The sequence below is a fragment of the Rhodococcus sp. USK10 genome, assembly GCF_019378875.1.
Taxonomy (GTDB): Bacteria; Actinomycetota; Actinomycetes; order Mycobacteriales; family Mycobacteriaceae; genus Rhodococcus_F; species Rhodococcus_F pseudokoreensis.
Map to the genome: position 1 here is coordinate 7,163,774 of NZ_CP076048.1, position 17,283 is coordinate 7,181,056.

At 68.0% G+C, this 17,283-nt stretch carries 16 protein-coding genes; all 16 read left to right on the plus strand.

Features of this window, described 5'->3' with window-relative positions:
* The first annotated feature begins 79 nt into the window (after positions 1-79).
* The 16 genes from I1A62_RS39820 to nuoK all read left to right on the plus strand — a co-directional run bounded on the left by I1A62_RS39820 (position 80) and on the right by nuoK (position 17,276).
* Entirely contained in the window at positions 80-1,708 is a 1,629-nt protein-coding gene (locus tag I1A62_RS39820) for an amidohydrolase (RefSeq protein ID WP_124389467.1), read from the plus strand.
* Positions 1,705-3,117: a chloride channel protein gene (locus tag I1A62_RS39825; RefSeq protein ID WP_219457745.1), complete on the plus strand. Its 1,413-nt coding sequence runs from the start codon at positions 1,705-1,707 to the stop codon at positions 3,115-3,117. The genes I1A62_RS39820 and I1A62_RS39825 overlap by 4 nt, the downstream gene beginning before the upstream one ends.
* A 73-nt stretch (positions 3,118-3,190) precedes the next feature.
* The gene (locus I1A62_RS39830; RefSeq protein WP_087556474.1) at positions 3,191-4,090 is read left to right on the plus strand and encodes a restriction endonuclease; all 900 of its coding nucleotides are present in this window, start codon (positions 3,191-3,193) and stop codon (positions 4,088-4,090) included.
* A gap of 166 nt (positions 4,091-4,256) precedes the next feature.
* Positions 4,257-5,465: a serine hydrolase domain-containing protein gene (locus tag I1A62_RS39835; RefSeq protein WP_124389469.1), complete on the plus strand. Its 1,209-nt coding sequence runs from the start codon at positions 4,257-4,259 to the stop codon at positions 5,463-5,465.
* A gap of 106 nt (positions 5,466-5,571) precedes the next feature.
* Positions 5,572-5,994, plus strand: a complete 423-nt coding sequence (locus tag I1A62_RS39840) for a response regulator transcription factor (RefSeq protein WP_124389470.1) — start codon at positions 5,572-5,574, stop codon at positions 5,992-5,994.
* A gap of 218 nt (positions 5,995-6,212) precedes the next feature.
* Complete coding sequence (locus tag I1A62_RS39845; protein WP_087556472.1) at positions 6,213-6,572, plus strand: NADH-quinone oxidoreductase subunit A; 360 nt, start codon at positions 6,213-6,215, stop codon at positions 6,570-6,572.
* 49 nt (positions 6,573-6,621) lie between these two features.
* Positions 6,622-7,176 (plus strand): NADH-quinone oxidoreductase subunit B family protein, encoded by a 555-nt coding sequence (locus I1A62_RS39850; RefSeq protein ID WP_124389471.1) that lies wholly within the window; start codon positions 6,622-6,624, stop codon positions 7,174-7,176.
* Positions 7,177-7,392: 216 nt separating this feature from the next.
* On the plus strand, positions 7,393-8,115 hold the full coding sequence (locus I1A62_RS39855) for an NADH-quinone oxidoreductase subunit C (protein WP_219457746.1): 723 nt from the start codon (positions 7,393-7,395) through the stop codon (positions 8,113-8,115).
* The gene (gene nuoD / locus I1A62_RS39860; RefSeq protein ID WP_124389473.1) at positions 8,115-9,431 is read left to right on the plus strand and encodes an NADH dehydrogenase (quinone) subunit D; all 1,317 of its coding nucleotides are present in this window, start codon (positions 8,115-8,117) and stop codon (positions 9,429-9,431) included. The genes I1A62_RS39855 and nuoD overlap by 1 nt, the downstream gene beginning before the upstream one ends.
* Positions 9,428-10,348 (plus strand): NADH-quinone oxidoreductase subunit NuoE, encoded by a 921-nt coding sequence (gene nuoE, locus I1A62_RS39865; protein ID WP_219457747.1) that lies wholly within the window; start codon positions 9,428-9,430, stop codon positions 10,346-10,348. Before nuoD ends, nuoE begins: the two co-directional genes overlap by 4 nt.
* 1 nt (position 10,349) lies before the next feature.
* A complete protein-coding gene (nuoF, locus tag I1A62_RS39870; RefSeq protein WP_219457748.1) occupies positions 10,350-11,648 on the plus strand; it encodes an NADH-quinone oxidoreductase subunit NuoF in 1,299 nt (432 codons plus the stop codon).
* 81 nt (positions 11,649-11,729) lie between these two features.
* The gene (locus I1A62_RS39875) at positions 11,730-14,231 is read left to right on the plus strand and encodes an NADH-quinone oxidoreductase subunit G (protein WP_257890664.1); all 2,502 of its coding nucleotides are present in this window, start codon (positions 11,730-11,732) and stop codon (positions 14,229-14,231) included.
* A complete protein-coding gene (nuoH, locus tag I1A62_RS39880) occupies positions 14,228-15,580 on the plus strand; it encodes an NADH-quinone oxidoreductase subunit NuoH (protein ID WP_219457750.1) in 1,353 nt (450 codons plus the stop codon). The genes I1A62_RS39875 and nuoH overlap by 4 nt, the downstream gene beginning before the upstream one ends.
* Positions 15,573-16,139, plus strand: a complete 567-nt coding sequence (gene nuoI / locus I1A62_RS39885) for an NADH-quinone oxidoreductase subunit NuoI (protein ID WP_219457751.1) — start codon at positions 15,573-15,575, stop codon at positions 16,137-16,139. Before nuoH ends, nuoI begins: the two co-directional genes overlap by 8 nt.
* 31 nt (positions 16,140-16,170) lie before the next feature.
* Positions 16,171-16,980: an NADH-quinone oxidoreductase subunit J gene (locus I1A62_RS39890; RefSeq protein ID WP_192581700.1), complete on the plus strand. Its 810-nt coding sequence runs from the start codon at positions 16,171-16,173 to the stop codon at positions 16,978-16,980.
* A complete protein-coding gene (gene nuoK, locus I1A62_RS39895; protein WP_005239116.1) occupies positions 16,977-17,276 on the plus strand; it encodes an NADH-quinone oxidoreductase subunit NuoK in 300 nt (99 codons plus the stop codon). The genes I1A62_RS39890 and nuoK overlap by 4 nt, the downstream gene beginning before the upstream one ends.
* Positions 17,277-17,283 lie beyond the last annotated feature (7 nt).

Here is a 17,283-nt window from a genome sequence, read left to right on the forward strand (position 1 = left end):
GTAATCTGAAGTCACAGTCGACACTCGCTGCCGGCGCATGGGCACTCGCCCGCGCCTGGTCTGACGGGAGGGTGCACTGATGGGCACGAACGACGGAAAACCTGCCGATCTGGTGCTGTTCGGTGACGTGGTCACCATGAACGACGCCGCGCCACGCGCTCGGGCGGTCGCGGTGCGGGACGGGCGGATCGCCGCCGTCGGCAACGACGCCGCGGTGTTTCCGCTGATCGGACCGGCAACAATCGCGGTCGACGTGCACCGCGCCTGCATCCTCCCCGGGTTCATCGAGGCGCACGGTCACCCGCTGAACTCGGCGGTGCTGCTCGGCGAACCGGTGGTGGACATCAGGCCGGTGACCATCGCCGACGCCGGTGAGGTGGTCGATGCCGTCCGCCGCGCCGTCGACGAGCACCCCGACGGCGCCGTGCTCAACGGCTGGGACCCTCTGCTCCAGAAGGGGCTGCCGGAACCGTCCCGGGAATGGCTCAATTCCGTCGCCCCCGACACCTCCCTGGTGATCCTGCACAACACCGGTCACGTGGCGTATTTCAACGACGTCGCCGCCCGGGACGCCGGATTGAACAAGAAGACGCCGGACCCGGAAGGCGGCAGCTTCGGCCGCGACGAGTCGGGCGAACTGAACGGTTCGGCGTTCGAGGCGCCCGCGGTGATGGCGGTGGCCGCCTCGATTCTCGAGGGTGCGTCCACCCGGCTGCCGGAACTTCTCGCCGCGGAATGCGCGCGGATGAACGCGGCAGGCATCACCACCGCCAGCGAGATGGCGTTCGACCCACGCTTCCGGAGCGCGCTGACGGCGATCGCCCGGTCCGGTGCGCTCACCACCCGGTTGCGGCTGTACGAGATGTCGAACCCGGAGCGCTCCACTGACGTGTCACCCGGAGTGGGCGACGACCTGCTGCGCCAGGTGGGTATCAAGATCTGGTCGGACGGCTCGCCGTGGGTGGGCAACGCGGCCACGAGCTTCCCGTACCTCGACACGGACGTCACGCGGTCGCTCGGCCTCGCCGGATCCCGTGGCAAGGCCAACTACACCGCGGACGAGATTCTCGCGATCAGCAAGCCGTACTTCGAGAACGGCTGGCAGATCTCCTGTCATGCCAACGGTGACGCCGCGGTCACCCTGGCCCTCGACGCGTGGGAGCGGATGCTCGCCGACTCGCCGCGAGACGATCATCGACTGCGGCTCGAGCACGTGGGGGCGATGACCCCGGAGCAGTTCCGCCGTGCGACCGAACTCGGCGTCACGTGCAGCCTTTTCGTCGACCACCTCTACTACTGGGGCGACGTGCTCGTCGACGACCTGTTCGGCGAACGCGGCGCACGTTGGGCCGCTGCAGCTTCCGCGATCGCAGCGGGTCAGCGGATCTCGTTCCACAACGACGGCCCGGTCACCCCGACCAACCCGTTGCGCAACATCGCCGACGCCGTCACCCGCCGCACCCGGTCGGGACGCGTGCTCGCCCCCGAGGAGCGGATCTCCGTCCCGGACGCCCTGCGCGCGGAGACGATCAACTCGGCGTGGCACGTCCGGAGCGAGGACGCCATCGGGGCGATCGTTCCCGGGCTGCACGCCGATCTCGTCGTGCTGTCGGCCAACCCGCTTCTGGTGGATCCCGACGACATCGCGGACCTCGAGGTGCTCGCCACGATCCTGGAGGGTCGAACGGTCTTCGGAAAGCTGGAGTGATCCGGGTGGCGTCCGGGTCGCGGGCTCTGCGGTCGATCGGAGCGTCCGCCGGAACCTGGATCCGCACCGCGGGCTACACCCGCAAATGGCTGGTCCTCGGTGTCGTGATCGGCATCGTCGCCGGGCTCGGTGCGGTCGTGTTCTACGTCGCGCTGTCGGAGGCGACGCAACTGCTCATCGTCGACATCGGCGGCTATCACCCGCCGACCGCGGCCGGGGACGGCGGTGCGGGCGGCAGCAGGGAGTTCACGAGACCGTGGGCGGTTCCGCTCGTGGTGTGCCTGGGCGGTCTCGTGTCAGGCATCCTCGTGTTCACCCTGGCACCCGAGGCCGAGGGGCACGGCACCGACGCGGCGATCGAGGCCGTGCACCGGGACCCCCGCATGATCCGCGTCCGCGTCGTGCTGGTGAAGCTCGTCGCGTCGGCGATCACGATCGGGTCCGGCGGGTCCGGCGGCCGGGAGGGGCCCACCGCGCAGATCTCGGCGGGTTTCGGATCGCTCCTCGCCCGCAGACTGGACCTGTCCCCGCGGGACGGACGCATCGCCGTGGCGATCGGCATCGGCTCCGGCATCGGCGCCATCTTCGGCGCCCCACTCGGTGGTGCGGTGCTGTGCTGCACGATCCCGTACAAGGAGGACTTCGACTTCGAGGTGCTCGTGCCCGCGCTGGTCACGTCGATCGTCAGCTACACCGTGTTCGGCAGCTTCCTCGGCTTCGGCCCGCTGTTCGGGTTCGCCGCCCAGGACTACGTCTTCGACACGCCCGCGCAGCTGGTGTGGTTCGCGCTCATCGGTGTGCTCGGCGGCCTGATCGGATTGCTGTACAGCGGGACGTTCTACACCGCCGTCGATCTCACCCACCGCCTACCGGGCAGCCGGGTCGTCAAGCCGGCGGTCGGCGGACTGCTCGTCGGACTGATGGCGCTGGTGCTGCCAGAGGTGCTGGGCAGCGGATACGGCTGGATCCAGCAGTCGATGGCCCGCGACGACCTCGCGGCCATCCCGCTGTGGGTGGTGCTGTTGCTGCCGTTCGCGAAGATCCTCGCGACGTCGCTGTCCATCGGATCGGGCGGATCGGGCGGCATCTTCGGGCCGGGCATGGTGATCGGGGCGTTCACCGGCGCCGCGGTGTGGCGACTGCTGGAACCGATCGCGCCTGGCGTCCCCGACAATCCGGCGCCCTTCGTCATCGTCGGCATGATGGCGTGTTTCGGGAGCATCGCCCGCGCCCCGCTCGCGGTCATGCTGATGGTCGCGGAGATGACGGGAAGCATCGGCGTGCTCGCGCCGGGGATGATCGCCGTCGGGCTGTCCTACCTCATCGTGCGCCTGTCGGGGAAGACGATCTACCGCGCGCAGCTCGGGAACCGGGCGGAGGCTCGGCTCGCCCAGGGTTCGCCGGGGTGATCGGGTCGGGGTCCGTGTGCGGAGTGCCCGGAGGATTCCGGGTCCCTGTTCTGAGTGCCCAGAGGATTCGGGCATGCTTGTGGCCATGACTGTTCACGTTCCTCAGTACGTCGACCTCCTCTGGCCAGCGCTTCAGGCTGCCATTGCTCTCGGTGGTTCGGCGTCCAACGAGGAGCTCGACAGCGCAGTCGTTGAGCGAGAAGGTCTTTCGTCGGACGTGCAGGGCGTGCTGCACGGTGACGGCCCGAGCACCGAGATCGAGTACCGGCTGGCGTGGGCGCGCACCTACCTCAAGGGGATGGGACTGCTCACCAACAGTCGCCGCGGGGTGTGGAGTGTGACGGAGAAGGGCCGCGAGGTCGGCGAGAGCGAGATCCGCCCGTTGCATGCCGAGTTCTCCGCCGAGAACCGCAAGAAGAATGCCGCCCGAAAGTCGGCGAAGGCGGCATCTCGGAGGAACGACGAACCGGACGCCAACATCGCCGAGGCCGAGAACGACGCGGACTGGAAGGACCTGCTGCTCGACACTGTCCTGAAGATGTCGCCGCCTGCGTTCGAGCGGCTGACCCAGCGGTTGCTGCGGGAGGCCGGATTCTCGAGCGCGTCCGTCACCGGCCGCGGTGGTGACGGGGACATCGAGGGGCTCGGCGTGTACCAGTTGTCGTTGCTCAGTTTCCCCGTGTTCTTTCAGTGCAAGCGCTACAGCGGCAGTGTCGGGGCCGGGGCGGTGCGCGATTTCCGTGGCGCGATGGCGGGTCGCGGGGAGAAGGGTCTGCTCATCACGACCGGAACCTTCACCGGTGACGCCCGCACGGAGTCCAAGAGGGACGGTGCCCCGCCCATCGACCTGATCGACGGCGACCGGCTGTGCGACCTGTTGAAGGAGCATTCACTGGGTGTCCAGACCACCACGCGTCTCGTCGAGGACGTCGAGGTCAGGTCCGATTACTTCCACTCCCTCGAGCCGAAATGATCATGGTCGGGTCACCTCCCGGCGACCCGGACAGTCTTTCCCGTTGCGGTATGGCCACGAAGCGATCACGCAGGCCCTGAAGCGGTGCCGACGGCGCTCACCCGTGTGTAAAGAGGAAGTTAAATGCACATGTCACTGACGTGAAGAGCGACCGAGGGAAGTCGACATGACGACCACATCGCCGTGGCCGTTGAGGCGCCGCACCGTACGGCCACCGGCGGGGATGCTGGCGGACCGGCGATTCGGGGTGCTCGTCGACCAGTTCTTCCGCCTGTTCCACGACGCCGGCCAGGGCGGCGGTGCACTGGCCGTCTATCTCCACGGTGAGCCGGTCGTCGACGTGTGGGCCGGGTGGGCGAGTCGCGACACGTTCTGGCAGAACGACACGGTCACGCTCACGTTCTCCACGGGCAAGGGCGTCGCGTCCACCGTGCTGCACCGTCTCGCGGGACGCGGGATCATCGACTACGACGCGCCGGTGGCGCAGTACTGGCCCGAGTTCGCCACCGCGGGCAAGGACGAGATCACGGTGCGCGAACTGCTGTCGCACCGCGCCGGACTGCACCGCGTCCGCGGGCTCGTTCCCGGACCGCTGAGTCTGATGGACCACGGCCTGGTCAGTGGCGCACTGGCCGCGGCGGCCCCGGATCGGCGGCGGCTGAAGGCCCCCGGCTATCACGCCGTGACATTCGGTTCGCTGGTCGCCGAACTGACGGCGCGTGCGGCGGGAAAGCACTTCACCGATTTGGTGCGCACCGAGATCGCCGAACCGCTCGGGGTGAAGGAATTCTGGTACGAGGTGCCGCCGGCCGAGCGGTCCCGGATCGCGAGGACCTTCCCGCACATCAACCCGTTCGGTGTTCCGTGGGGTGCGACGTCGTTCGCGATGGCGCGGCTGCCCGGTCTCCGCAACGTCGCCGACGCCGGCATGCCCGCCGGTTTCGACGCCCTGGTCCGCAACCCTGCGATCCACGACAGCGTGATGCCGGGATGGAACGGCGTGTTCAGTGCCCGCGCGCTCGCGCGCATGTACGGGGCGCTGGCCAACGGCGGAACCGTCGGCGGTGCCGAGTTCCTCCCGCCGGACGTCGTGGCCCAGCTGAGCCAGGTGCAGACCACGGCCCGCGACTACGTTCTGGGCATACCGATGAACTGGCGGCTCGGCTACCACGCGGGAATGGTCGCGCGCCGTAAGCAGCCGTCGAATACGTTCGGGCACTACGGGTTGGGTGGGTCGGGCGCGTTCGCCGACGCCGCCACCGGGCTGTCGATCGCCTTCGTCACCAACAGACTCGGCAACATGCTGACCCCCATCGCGGATCTCCGCCTGCCGAAGCTCGGTTCCACGGCGCTCGCCATCGCCGAGAGACTGTAGCCGGGCCGCTGCGCCCGCCGGGCGAACCAATTCGATTTCGACGCGCCGTTTTTCGATCGACGCGAGCCGCCGGTCTGGAAGGCGGGGTACCGGTAGCATCGTGTCCGTGACCGACGCGACCGCCCACACCAGCCGTCCTGATCGGTTGCGTGTCCTCGTCTACAGCGACGACGCGAGCACCCGTCAGAAGGTCGTTCTGGCGTTGGGGAAGCGTCCGCACCCCGACCTGCCGGAGCTGGAGTACGTCGAGGTGGCGACGGCGCCCGTGGTGATCCGGGAGATGGATGCCGGCGGTATCGACCTGGCCGTCCTGGACGGGGAGGCGGTGCCCGCGGGCGGGATGGGGATCGCCAAGCAGTTGAAGGACGAGCTCGACGAGTGCCCGCCGATCCTGGTCCTGACCGGACGCCCCGACGACGCCTGGCTGGCCAGTTGGTCGCGCGCCGAGGCCGCGGTACCGCATCCGCTCGACCCGATCCGGTTGTCCGAAGCGGTCATAGCGCTGCTCCGCACCCGACTCTCTGCTTAGGGTCTCCTGACTTCCGTTTCCGCCGTCCGGAGGCGCATCGAGCGCCTGTGCTGCAGCGGTTTTCCGCATTTCCAGATCGCCTGGAAATCGCTCGGTCAAATCGGCCGGGCCCGGCGACTTCCCTTGTACGCTGTGGCATAACTCACAAGAGCGTAGCTTCGGAAACGACCGCCCGGGAATCGGGCGGGCAGGCTCGGGAAGAGGGGAGCTGAGACGGCATGAATGTCTATGTGCCGATCCTCGTGCTCGGGGCGATTGCGGTCGCGTTCGCGGTGTTCTCCGTGATCGTGGCGAGGATCGTCGGACCGAGACGCTACAACCGTGCCAAGCTCGACGCCTACGAGTGTGGGATCGAGCCGACGGCCTCGCCGCTGGGCGCGGGCCGCATCCCGGTGAAGTACTACCTGACGGCCATGCTGTTCATCATCTTCGACATCGAGATCGTGTTCCTCTATCCGTGGGCCGTTCATTTCGACGCCCTCGGCTTCTTCGGTCTCGGGGCCATGGCCCTGTTCATCTTCAACGTCTCCGTCGCCTACGCGTACGAGTGGCGGCGTGGCGGTCTCAGTTGGGACTGATCGGTCCCGCCAGCGATCCAAAAGCTAAGTCGGAAGAGAAGAGTCGGATATGGGCATCGAGGAGAAGCTGCCGAGCGGCTTCCTGCTGACCACGGTCGAGGGGCTTGCGGGTTACGTCCGCAAGGGCTCGCTGTGGCCCGCCAGTTTCGGGCTCGCGTGTTGTGCGATCGAGATGATGGCCACGGCAGGCGGACGCTTCGACATCGCCCGCTTCGGCATGGAGGCGTTCCGTGCCTCACCGCGGCAGGCCGATCTGATGATCGTCGCCGGCCGGGTGAGCCAGAAGATGGCGCCGGTGCTGCGGCAGATCTACGACCAGATGGTGGAGCCGAAGTGGGTGCTGGCGATGGGCGTCTGCGCGTCGTCGGGTGGGATGTTCAACAACTACGCGATCGTGCAGGGTGTCGACCACGTCGTGCCTGTCGACATCTATCTACCGGGGTGCCCGCCGAGGCCCGAGATGCTGCTGAACGCGATCCTCACGTTGCACGAGAAGATCCAGCAGATGCCGCTCGGCGTGCACCGGGAGGAGGTGGCGCGTGCGGCGGAGCAGGCCGCGCTGGCCGCCACTCCCACCTTCCAGATGAAGGGCCTGCTCCGGTGACGGCGCGCGCCGCGAGGGAGCGGAGCGACCCGAGCAAGTGCCGGAGCCGTGCGGCGAGGGAGCGGAGCGACCCGAGCAAGTGCCGGAGCCGTGCGGCGAGGGAGCGGAGCGAGCCGAGTGCAAGGTGCCGGAGCCGTGCGGCTAGGGAGCGGAGCGAGCCGAGTGCAAGGTGCCGGAGCCGTGCGGTCTGGACTGAGGAACGAGGGAGCGTAGCGAGTGAGTGACGAGGGAAGACCGCACGACCAAGCTCCGGCACCCGCGAGCGAAGCGAGCCGAATTACAGAGCAGATCGGTGTGCGTAAGGGTTTGTTCGGGGTGCGGGGTAGTGGGGATACGTCGGGGTACGGGCGGTTGGTGCGTCCGGTGTTGTTGCCGGGGAGTACGCCGCGGCCGTTCGGCGGGTATTTCGACGAGGTGGCGGATGGGTTGGGGGCGGCGCTGGCGGAGTCGGGGGTGGGCTTCGAGGTGGCGGTGGAGTCGGTGGTGGTGTTTCGGGGTGAGGTGACGTTCGGTGTGCGGCGCGAGTTCTTGGTGCCGGTGGCGCGTGCGTTGCGGGATGAGCCGGATCTGCGGTTCGAGATGTGTCTGGGTGTGAATGGTGTGCATTTCCCGCAGGATGCGGGCCGGGAGTTGCATGCGGTGTATCCGTTGTTGTCGATTACGCACAATCGGCGGATCCGTCTGGAGGTGGCGGTGCCGGATGGGGATCCGCATATTCCGTCGTTGTATGACGTGTATCCGACGAATGATTGGCACGAGCGGGAGACGTACGACTTTTTCGGGATCGTGTTCGACGGGCATCCGTCGTTGACGCGGATCGAGATGCCGGATGACTGGCCGGGTCATCCGCAGCGGAAGGACTATCCGCTCGGCGGTATTCCCGTCGAGTACAAGGGCGCGGAGATCGCGCCGCCCGACGAGCGGCGGGGGTACAACTGATGAGCGAGGACACGGTTTTCACGGTCGCCGGTCAGGACTGGGACGAGGTTGTCGATGCGGTGAAGGCGGCGTCGGAGGATGCGGGTTCGGGGAGCGGCGAGGAGCGCATCGTCGTGAACATGGGTCCGCAGCATCCGTCGACGCACGGGGTGTTGCGGCTCATCCTGGAGATCGAGGGTGAGACGGTCACGGAGGCCCGGTGCGGTATCGGTTATCTGCATACGGGGATCGAGAAGAACCTGGAGTACCGCACCTGGACGCAGGGTGTGACGTTTGTGACGCGGATGGATTATCTGTCGCCGTTTTTCAACGAGACGGCGTATTGCCTGGGTGTGGAGAAGTTGCTCGACATCACGGAGCAGGTGCCGGAGCGGGCGAGTGTCATCCGGGTGATGTTGATGGAACTGAACCGCATTTCCTCGCATCTGGTGGCGCTGGCCACGGGTGGGATGGAGTTGGGCGCGGTGACGGCGATGCTGTTCGGTTTCCGGGAGCGTGAGTTGGTCCTGGACGTGTTCGAGTTCATCACGGGATTGCGCATGAACCACGCGTATATCCGGCCGGGCGGTTTGTCGCAGGATCTGCCGGAGGGGGCGGTGGAGAAGGTCCGCGAGTTGCTGGCCGTGATGCCGGAACGGTTGCGGGACATGGAGAATCTGCTGAACGACAACAGGATCTGGAAGGGCCGGACCAAGGGCATCGGGTATCTCGACCTCACGGGGTGCATGGCGCTGGGGGTGACGGGTCCGATGCTGCGTGCGACGGGTCTGCCGCACGATCTGCGGAAGTCGCAGCCGTATTGCGGGTACGAGAATTACGAGTTCGAGGTCAGCACCGACACCGGGTGCGACGCGTACGGCCGTTACCTGATCCGGGTCGACGAGATGAAGGAGTCGCTGAAGATCGTCGAGCAGTGTCTCGACAAGTTGCGGCCGGGGCCGATCATGGCGGAAGACAAGAAGATCGCGTGGCCTGCGGATCTGACGTTGGGCCCGGATGGTCTGGGTAATTCGCCGGAGCATGTCCGCGAGATCATGGATTCGTCGATGGAGTCGCTGATCCATCATTTCAAGTTGGTGACGGAGGGTTTCCGGGTGCCGCCGGGCCAGGTGTATGTGGCGGTGGAGTCGCCGCGGGGCGAGCTCGGGGTGCACATGGTCAGCGACGGTGGCACGCGCCCGTTCCGGGTGCATTTCCGCGATCCGTCGTTCACGAATCTGCAGTCGGTGGCGGCCACGTGTGAGGGCGGCATGGTGGCGGATGTGATTGCCGCGGTCGCGAGCATCGATCCCGTCATGGGGGGAGTGGATCGATGACCGAGCGAACCGCACCGGCGCAACCACCCGTTTTCATCGAGTTCGGGCCGAGGCCGGAGGAGAACGGACGGCTGGTGCGGCCGGGTGCGCGGGAGGAGTATCCGCCGCAGATCCGGGCGCGGCTCGAGGCCGACGCCGATGTCGTCGTCGCGCGGTACCCGAATTCGAGGTCCGCGCTGCTGCCGCTGTTGCATCTGGTTCAGGCGGAGGACGGGTGCATCACGCCGGCGGGGGTCGAGTTCTGTGCCGGCCGGCTCGGGTTGACCGGCGCCGAGGTGGCTGCGGTCGCGACGTTCTATTCGATGTACCGGCGCGAGCCGACGGGCGACTACTACGTCGGGGTGTGCACCAATACTCTGTGCGCGGTCATGGGCGGCGACGCGATCCTCGCCGCGCTGGAGGAGCATCTCGATCTGCCGCCCGGTGGCACGACCGCGGACGGCAAGGTCACGCTGGAGCACATCGAATGCAATGCGGCGTGCGATTACGCCCCGGTGCTAATGGTGAACTGGGAGTTCTTCGACAATCAGACCCCGGAGTCGGCCCGTTCGCTCGTCGATTCCCTGCGGTCGGGGGATCGGGTGACGCCGAGCCGCGGCGCGACGCTGTGCACGTTCCGGGAGACCGCCCGCATTCTCGCCGGGTTCCCCGACGAGCGTCCCGGTGCGCTCGAGGAGGGCGTCGCCGGTGAACCGACATTGGCCGGCCTGCGCATTGCGCGGGAGCGGGGGATGACGGCGCCGGATCCGGCGGAGACGTCCCTCGTCCCGGAGCCGCAGTCGCGGGACACCGAGGCGGTGGCGGCGGAATCCACGAAGGACGAACCGGCACCTGCCCCGTCGGCGACGGTGCCTCCGAATCGGTCCACCTCCGAAACGAACCCGGCCGCCACCGACCCCGGACGGAAGGGAGACTGACATGCCGCTGACCCCGGTCCTGAGCCGCTACTGGGACGAACCCGAATCCTGGACCCTCGACACGTACCGTCGCCACGACGGGTACGAGGGCCTGCAGAAGGCGCTGCGCATGGACCCGGACGAGGTGATCTCGACGATCAAGGAGGCCGGACTGCGCGGCCGCGGCGGTGCCGGGTTCCCGACCGGCATGAAGTGGTCGTTCATCCCGCAGGGCGACGACAAGCCGCATTACCTCGTGGTCAACGCGGACGAGTCCGAACCGGGCACCTGCAAGGACATGCCCCTCATGCTGGCAACGCCGCACGCGCTCGTGGAGGGCGTCATCATCGCGGCGTACGCGATCCGCGCCGGGCACGCCTTCATCTACGTGCGCGGCGAGGTGGTGCCGGTGCTGCGCCGGCTGCAGGCCGCGGTCGCGGAGGCGTACGCGGCGGGTTACCTCGGCAAGAACATCCTGGGCACCGGGTTCGACCTCGAGTTGGTTGTGCACGCGGGTGCCGGGGCGTACATCTGCGGCGAGGAGACGGCGCTGCTCGACTCGCTGGAGGGGCGTCGCGGCCAGCCCCGGCTGCGTCCGCCGTTCCCCGCGGTGGCCGGTCTCTACGCGTCCCCGACCGTGGTCAACAACGTCGAGTCGATCGCGAGCGTCCCGCCGATCATCGTGAACGGCATCGAGTGGTTCCGGTCGATGGGCAGCGAGAAGTCGCCCGGGTTCACCCTCTATTCCCTGTCCGGGCACGTGACCACACCCGGACAGTACGAGGCTCCGCTGGGAATCACGTTGCGGGAGTTGCTCGAGTACGCGGGCGGCGTCCGCGCCGGGCACCGGTTGAAGTTCTGGACGCCGGGCGGTTCGTCGACGCCGATCTTCACCGACGAGCACCTCGACGTCGCCCTCGACTACGAGGGGGTCGGCGCCGCCGGGTCGATGCTGGGCACGAAGGCCCTCCAGATCTTCGACGAGACCACGTGCGTGGTGCGTGCCGTGCTCCGCTGGACCGAGTTCTACGCGCACGAGTCGTGCGGCAAGTGCACGCCCTGCCGGGAGGGCACCTATTGGCTGGTGCAGATCCTGGAGCGACTCGAGCGGGGGGAGGGGACCGATGCGGATCTGCAGAAGCTGCTCGACATCGCGGACAACATCCTCGGCAAGTCGTTCTGCGCTCTCGGTGACGGTGCGGCGAGCCCGATCATGTCTTCCATCAAGTACTTCCGCGACGAGTACCTCGCGCACTTCGAGCAGGGTGGCTGCCCGTTCGACCCGCATCAGTCCACCCTCATGGCTGGAGTGGACGCATGATGTGGCACCGGAATGGTGCGCGAGCCGTGACTCGGCGCCGGGGCCGCGCGGTCTGGACCGAGGAGCGAGGGAGCGCAGCGAATGAGTGACGAGGGAAGAGCGCGCGTGAAAGCCCCGGTGCCCGCGAGCGGAGCGAGCCGTGACTCAGCCCCGGTGCCCGCGAGCGGAGCGAGCCCTGACGCAGTCGGCATCACTATCGACGGGGTGGAGCTCAGTGTTCCCAAGGGCACGTTGGTGATTCGTGCGGCGGAGATGATCGGTATCCAGATCCCTCGGTTCTGTGATCATCCGCTGCTCGATCCGGTGGGCGCGTGCCGTCAGTGCCTCGTCGATGTGGAGGGGCAGCGGAAGCCGCTCGCGTCGTGCACCACGACTGTCACCGACGGCATGGTGGTGCACACCCAGCTGACGTCGCCGGTAGCGGACAAGGCGCAGAGGGGGGTGATGGAGTTGTTGCTGATCAACCATCCCCTGGATTGTCCGGTGTGCGACAAGGGCGGCGAATGCCCGTTGCAGAATCAGGCGATGTCCAACGGGCGCGCGGAGTCGCGCTTCGGGGAGATCAAACGCACGTTCCCCAAGCCGATTCCGTTGTCCACGGAGGTCCTCCTGGATCGTGAGCGGTGCGTGCTGTGCGCGCGGTGCACCCGGTTCTCTCAGCAGGTTGCGGGGGATCCGTTCGTCGAACTGATGGAGCGGGGTGCGCTGCAGCAGGTCGGGATCTACGCGAAGGAACCATTCGAGTCGTACTTCTCCGGCAACACCGTCCAGATCTGCCCGGTGGGCGCGTTGACGGGTACCGCGTACCGGTTCCGGGCCCGCCCGTTCGACCTGATATCCAGCCCCAGTGTGTGCGAGCACTGTGCGAGCGGTTGCGCCCAGCGCACCGATCACCGGCGCGGCACGGTGTTGCGGCGGCTGGCGGGCGACGATCCCGAGGTCAACGAGGAATGGAATTGCGACAAGGGGCGGTGGGCGTTCGCCTACGCCACCCAGCGCGACCGGATCACCACCCCTCTGGTCCGCGGCGACGACGGCACGCTGGCGCCCGCCTCGTGGTCCGAGGCCCTGGCCGTCGCGGCGCGGGGACTGGTCGCGGCGCGGGGCAGTGCGGGTGTTCTCGTCGGCGGCCGGTCCACGTGGGAGGACGCCTACGCGTACGCGAAATTCGCGCGAACGGCGCTCGGCACCAACGACATCGACTTCCGCAGTCGCGCACACTCTGGTGAGGAGGCCGACTTCCTGGCGGCCCGGGTGGCGGGGCAGCGACTCGCGGTCACCTACGACGATCTCGACGCCGCGCCGATCGTTCTCCTCGCCGGGTTCGAGCCGGAGGAGGAGTCGCCGATCGTGTTCCTGCGGCTGCGCAAGGCGGCGCGCACGAAGGCCGTTCCGGTGTACTCGATCGCCCCGTACACGTCGCGTGGACTCGAGAAGGTGTCCGGCAGACTGCTGAGGGCCGCGCCGAATGCGGAACCGGAGGTCCTCGACGGACTCCGCACGGGCGAGGTGGACGCGGGGGTCACCGAGTTGCTTCGCCGACCGGGTGCCGTCGTCGTGGTGGGGGAGCGGCTCGCCGCGGTGCCGGGGGCGCTGTCCGCCGCGGTCCGGCTGGCCGACGACACCGGGGCCCGGCTGGCGTGGGTGCCACGACGGGCCGGCGAACGTGGCGCACTCGAGGCCGGCGCGCTGCCCGGACTGCTCCCGGGTGGCAGGCCGGTGGGCGATCCCGAGGCCCGGCGGCAGGTCGCGTCGGCGTGGAACGGCGCGGATCTGCCGGACACCGCGGGCCGCGACACCGCGGGCATCCTCGCCGCCGCCGAGTCGGGGACGCTGGGGGCGCTGGTGATCGGCGGAGTGGAGATCGACGACCTCCCCGACCCGCAGGCCGCGACGGCGGCCGTCGACGCGGCCGGGTTCGTCGTGAGTCTGGAACTTCGCCACAGTGCGATCACCGATCGCGCGGACGTGGTGTTCCCCATCGCACCGGTCATGGAGAAGCCGGGCACCTTCCTCGACTGGGAGGGGCGCACCCGCGATTTCGACGCCGCCCTCCGCGGCACCGGGGCGATGCCTGATCAGCGGGTGCTCCACGCGATCGCCGGCGAAATGGATGTCGCGCTGGGTCTTCCCGACGCGGCGACCGCACGGCGGGAACTCGAACGGCTCGGCGCCTGGGACGGTGACTTCCCGGATCCGCCCGACGTCCCGCAGTCCCCACGACGGGACCCCGGGGCGGGGGAGGCCGTGCTCGCCACGTGGCGGATGCTGCTCGACTCGGGGCGGTTGCAGGACGGCGAACCGCACCTGGCGGGCACGGCGCGCACCCCGGTCGTGCGGATGTCCGCGGCGTCGGCGGCCGAGACGGGTGCCGGTGACGGAGATCCAATCACCGTCACGACGGAACGAGGCGAAGTGACGTTGCCGTTGGTGATCACCGACATGCCGGATCGGGTGGTGTGGCTGCCGCTCAACTCGCCCGGCTCCGCGGTCTACCGGCAACTGGCCGCCGGGGTGGGAACCGTCGTGAACGTACGCCGCGCCGCAGGCACCAACGGGATCGCGCCGGGAGGTGCGCTGTGACGATCGCGGCCGTCTACCCCGACCCGGCACTGTTCGGGCACGACCCCTGGTGGCTGGTTCTGGGCAAGGCCCTGGCCGTCTTCGTGTTCCTCGTCCTCACCCCGCTTCTGACGATCCTGGCCGAACGCAAGGTCATGGCGTGGATGCAGATGCGCGTCGGCCCCAACCGGGTCGGTCCGAGGGGCATGCTGCAGAGCCTCGCCGACGGCATCAAGCTCGCACTGAAGGAGGGGATCGTCCCGAAGGGTGTGGACAAGCCGATCTACCTCCTCGCGCCGATCATCGCCGCGGTGCCCGCGTTCATGGCGTTCGCCGTGATCCCGTTCGGCCCGGCGGTGTCGATCTTCGGGCACTACACGCCATTACAGCTGACGGACCTGCCGGTGGCGGTGCTCTATGTCCTCGCGGCCACGTCGATCGGCGTCTACGGCATCGTGCTCGCCGGCTGGGCGTCCGGCTCCACATACCCGTTGCTGGGAGGTCTGCGCTCGACGGCGCAGGTGATCTCGTACGAGATCGCGATGGCGTTGTCGTTCGCGGCGGTCTTCCTGGACGCCGGCACGATGTCCACGTCGGGCATCGTCGCCTCCCAGGAGCACACCTGGTACGTCTTCCTGCTGCTGCCGTCGTTCCTCATCTACGTCACGTCGATGGTGGGTGAGACAAACCGCGCGCCCTTCGACCTGCCCGAGGCCGAAGGCGAACTGGTCGGCGGGTTCCACACCGAGTACTCGTCGCTGAGCTTCGCGATGTTCATGCTCGCCGAGTACGTGAACATGGTGACCGTCTCGGCGCTCGCGACCACCCTGTTCCTCGGCGGCTGGCACGCACCGTTCCCGCTCAGTCTGTGGGACGGCGCGAACTCCGGATGGTGGCCGGTGCTGTGGTTCACGCTGAAGGTCTGGGGTTTCCTGTTCGTGTTCGTCTGGTTGCGGGCCACGCTGCCCAGGCTGCGGTACGACCAGTTCATGGGTCTCGGCTGGAAGATCCTGATCCCGATCTCGCTGGTGTGGGTCATGATCGTCGCCACTGTCCGGGCCTTCCGCAACGAGGGCTACGACACAAGGACGATCACCCTCGTCGTCGCAGGCCTCGTCGTGGCCCTCGTGGTGGTGGCGCTGCTGTGGAAGCGCCTGCGTCCGGGCCGCGTTCGCGCACCCGAGAAACCGGTCGAGCCGCACGACCGCGCCGAACTGTCCCCGGAGACACTCGAACCGTTCGACCCCATGGCCGGTGGATACCCGGTTCCACCGATGCCGGGCCAGACACTGCCCGCGTTCCGGCGCACGCCCGTCTCCGTCACCAGCGCGGACTCCACCGGATCGACTCAGGAGAACAGCGATGACTAAATTCCTCGGCCCCATAGCGGGATTCGGCGTGACCTTCTCCACGATGTTCAAGAAATCGAACACCGAGTTCTACCCGGAGGAGAAGACGCCGACGGCGCCCCGCTATCACGGCAGGCATCAGCTCAACCGGTACGCGGACGGACTGGAGAAGTGCATCGGGTGCGAACTGTGCGCCTGGGCGTGCCCCGCCGACGCCATCTTCGTCGAGGGCGCCGACAACACCGACGAGGAACGCTTCTCGCCCGGCGAGCGGTACGGCCGGGTGTACCAGATCAACTACCTGCGCTGCATCGGGTGCGGGCTGTGCATCGAGGCCTGCCCGACGCGGGCGCTGACGATGACCAACGAGTACGAGATGGCAGACGACAACCGGGCCGGCCTGATCTACGAGAAGGACCGCCTGCTGGCGCCGCTCGAGTCCGGGATGGTGGATTCGCCGCACCCGATGGCCCCGGGCACCACCGCCGAGGACTACTACCGCGGCACGGTGACCGGGCGATCGGCGCCCGCGTCGCAGGAACAGTCGGAGGCGGACGACACGGCGGGGGACAAGCCGTGATCGAGGGAGGAGAGCCGACGTGGTGAACACGATGCCGTCCGCGGTGCAACTGGTCGCGGAACCCTTCACCCAGACCTCGACCGGCGAGGGCGTGCAGTTCTGGGTCCTCGCGACCGTCGCCGTGATCGGAGCGCTCGGAGTGGTCAGCGCGACGAAAGCCGTCTACTCGGCGATCTTCCTCGCCACCACCATGATCATCCTGGCGGTGTTCTACATCGCCCAGGGCGCGCTGTTCCTCGGCGTCGTGCAGATCGTGGTCTACACCGGCGCGGTCATGATGCTGTTCCTGTTCGTGCTCATGCTCATCGGCGTCGATTCCTCCGAATCCCTCGTCGAGAACCTGCGCGGTCAGCGGGTGGCCGCGATCGCGGCGGGGCTGGGATTCGGACTCCTGCTGATCGGCGGCATCGGAAGTGCGTCCGTCTCCGCGTTCACCGGTCTCGACCAGGCCAACGCGGCGGGCAACGTCGAGGGGCTGGCCGAACTCGTCTTCGTCCGGTACGTGTGGGCGTTCGAACTGACCGGCGCACTGCTGATCACCGCGACCATCGGTGCGATGGTGCTCGCCCACCGGGAACGTTTCGAGCGGCGGAAGGACCAGCGCGAGCTGTCCGAGGACCGGGTCCGGGAGGGTGCCCGGGTCACACCGCTGCCCAGTCCCGGGGTCTACGCGCGGCACAACGCCGTCGACATCCCGGCGTTGCTGCCCGACGGCACGTTCTCCGACCTCTCCGTCAGCCGGTCGCTCGACCGGCGGCCGAGCATGCCCGCCCGGGCACTGGGCACCGCGGACGTCGCGGCCCCCGAACCCGCCGCGACCGAAGACGGGGGTGGGCGATGAACCCGGAGAACTACCTCTACCTGTCGGCGCTGTTGTTCACGATCGGTGCGGCCGGGGTGCTGATCCGCCGCAACGCGATCATCGTGTTCATGTGCATCGAACTGATGCTCAACGCCTCGAATCTGGCGTTCGTGACGTTCGCCCGGATGCACGGCAACCTCGACGGGCAGGTCTTCGCGTTCTTCACGATGGTCGTCGCGGCCGCCGAGGTGGTCGTCGGTCTGGCGATCATCATGACCATCTTCCGTTCCCGCCGTTCGGCTTCCGTCGACGACGCCAACCTCCTCAAGAACTGACGGGTCC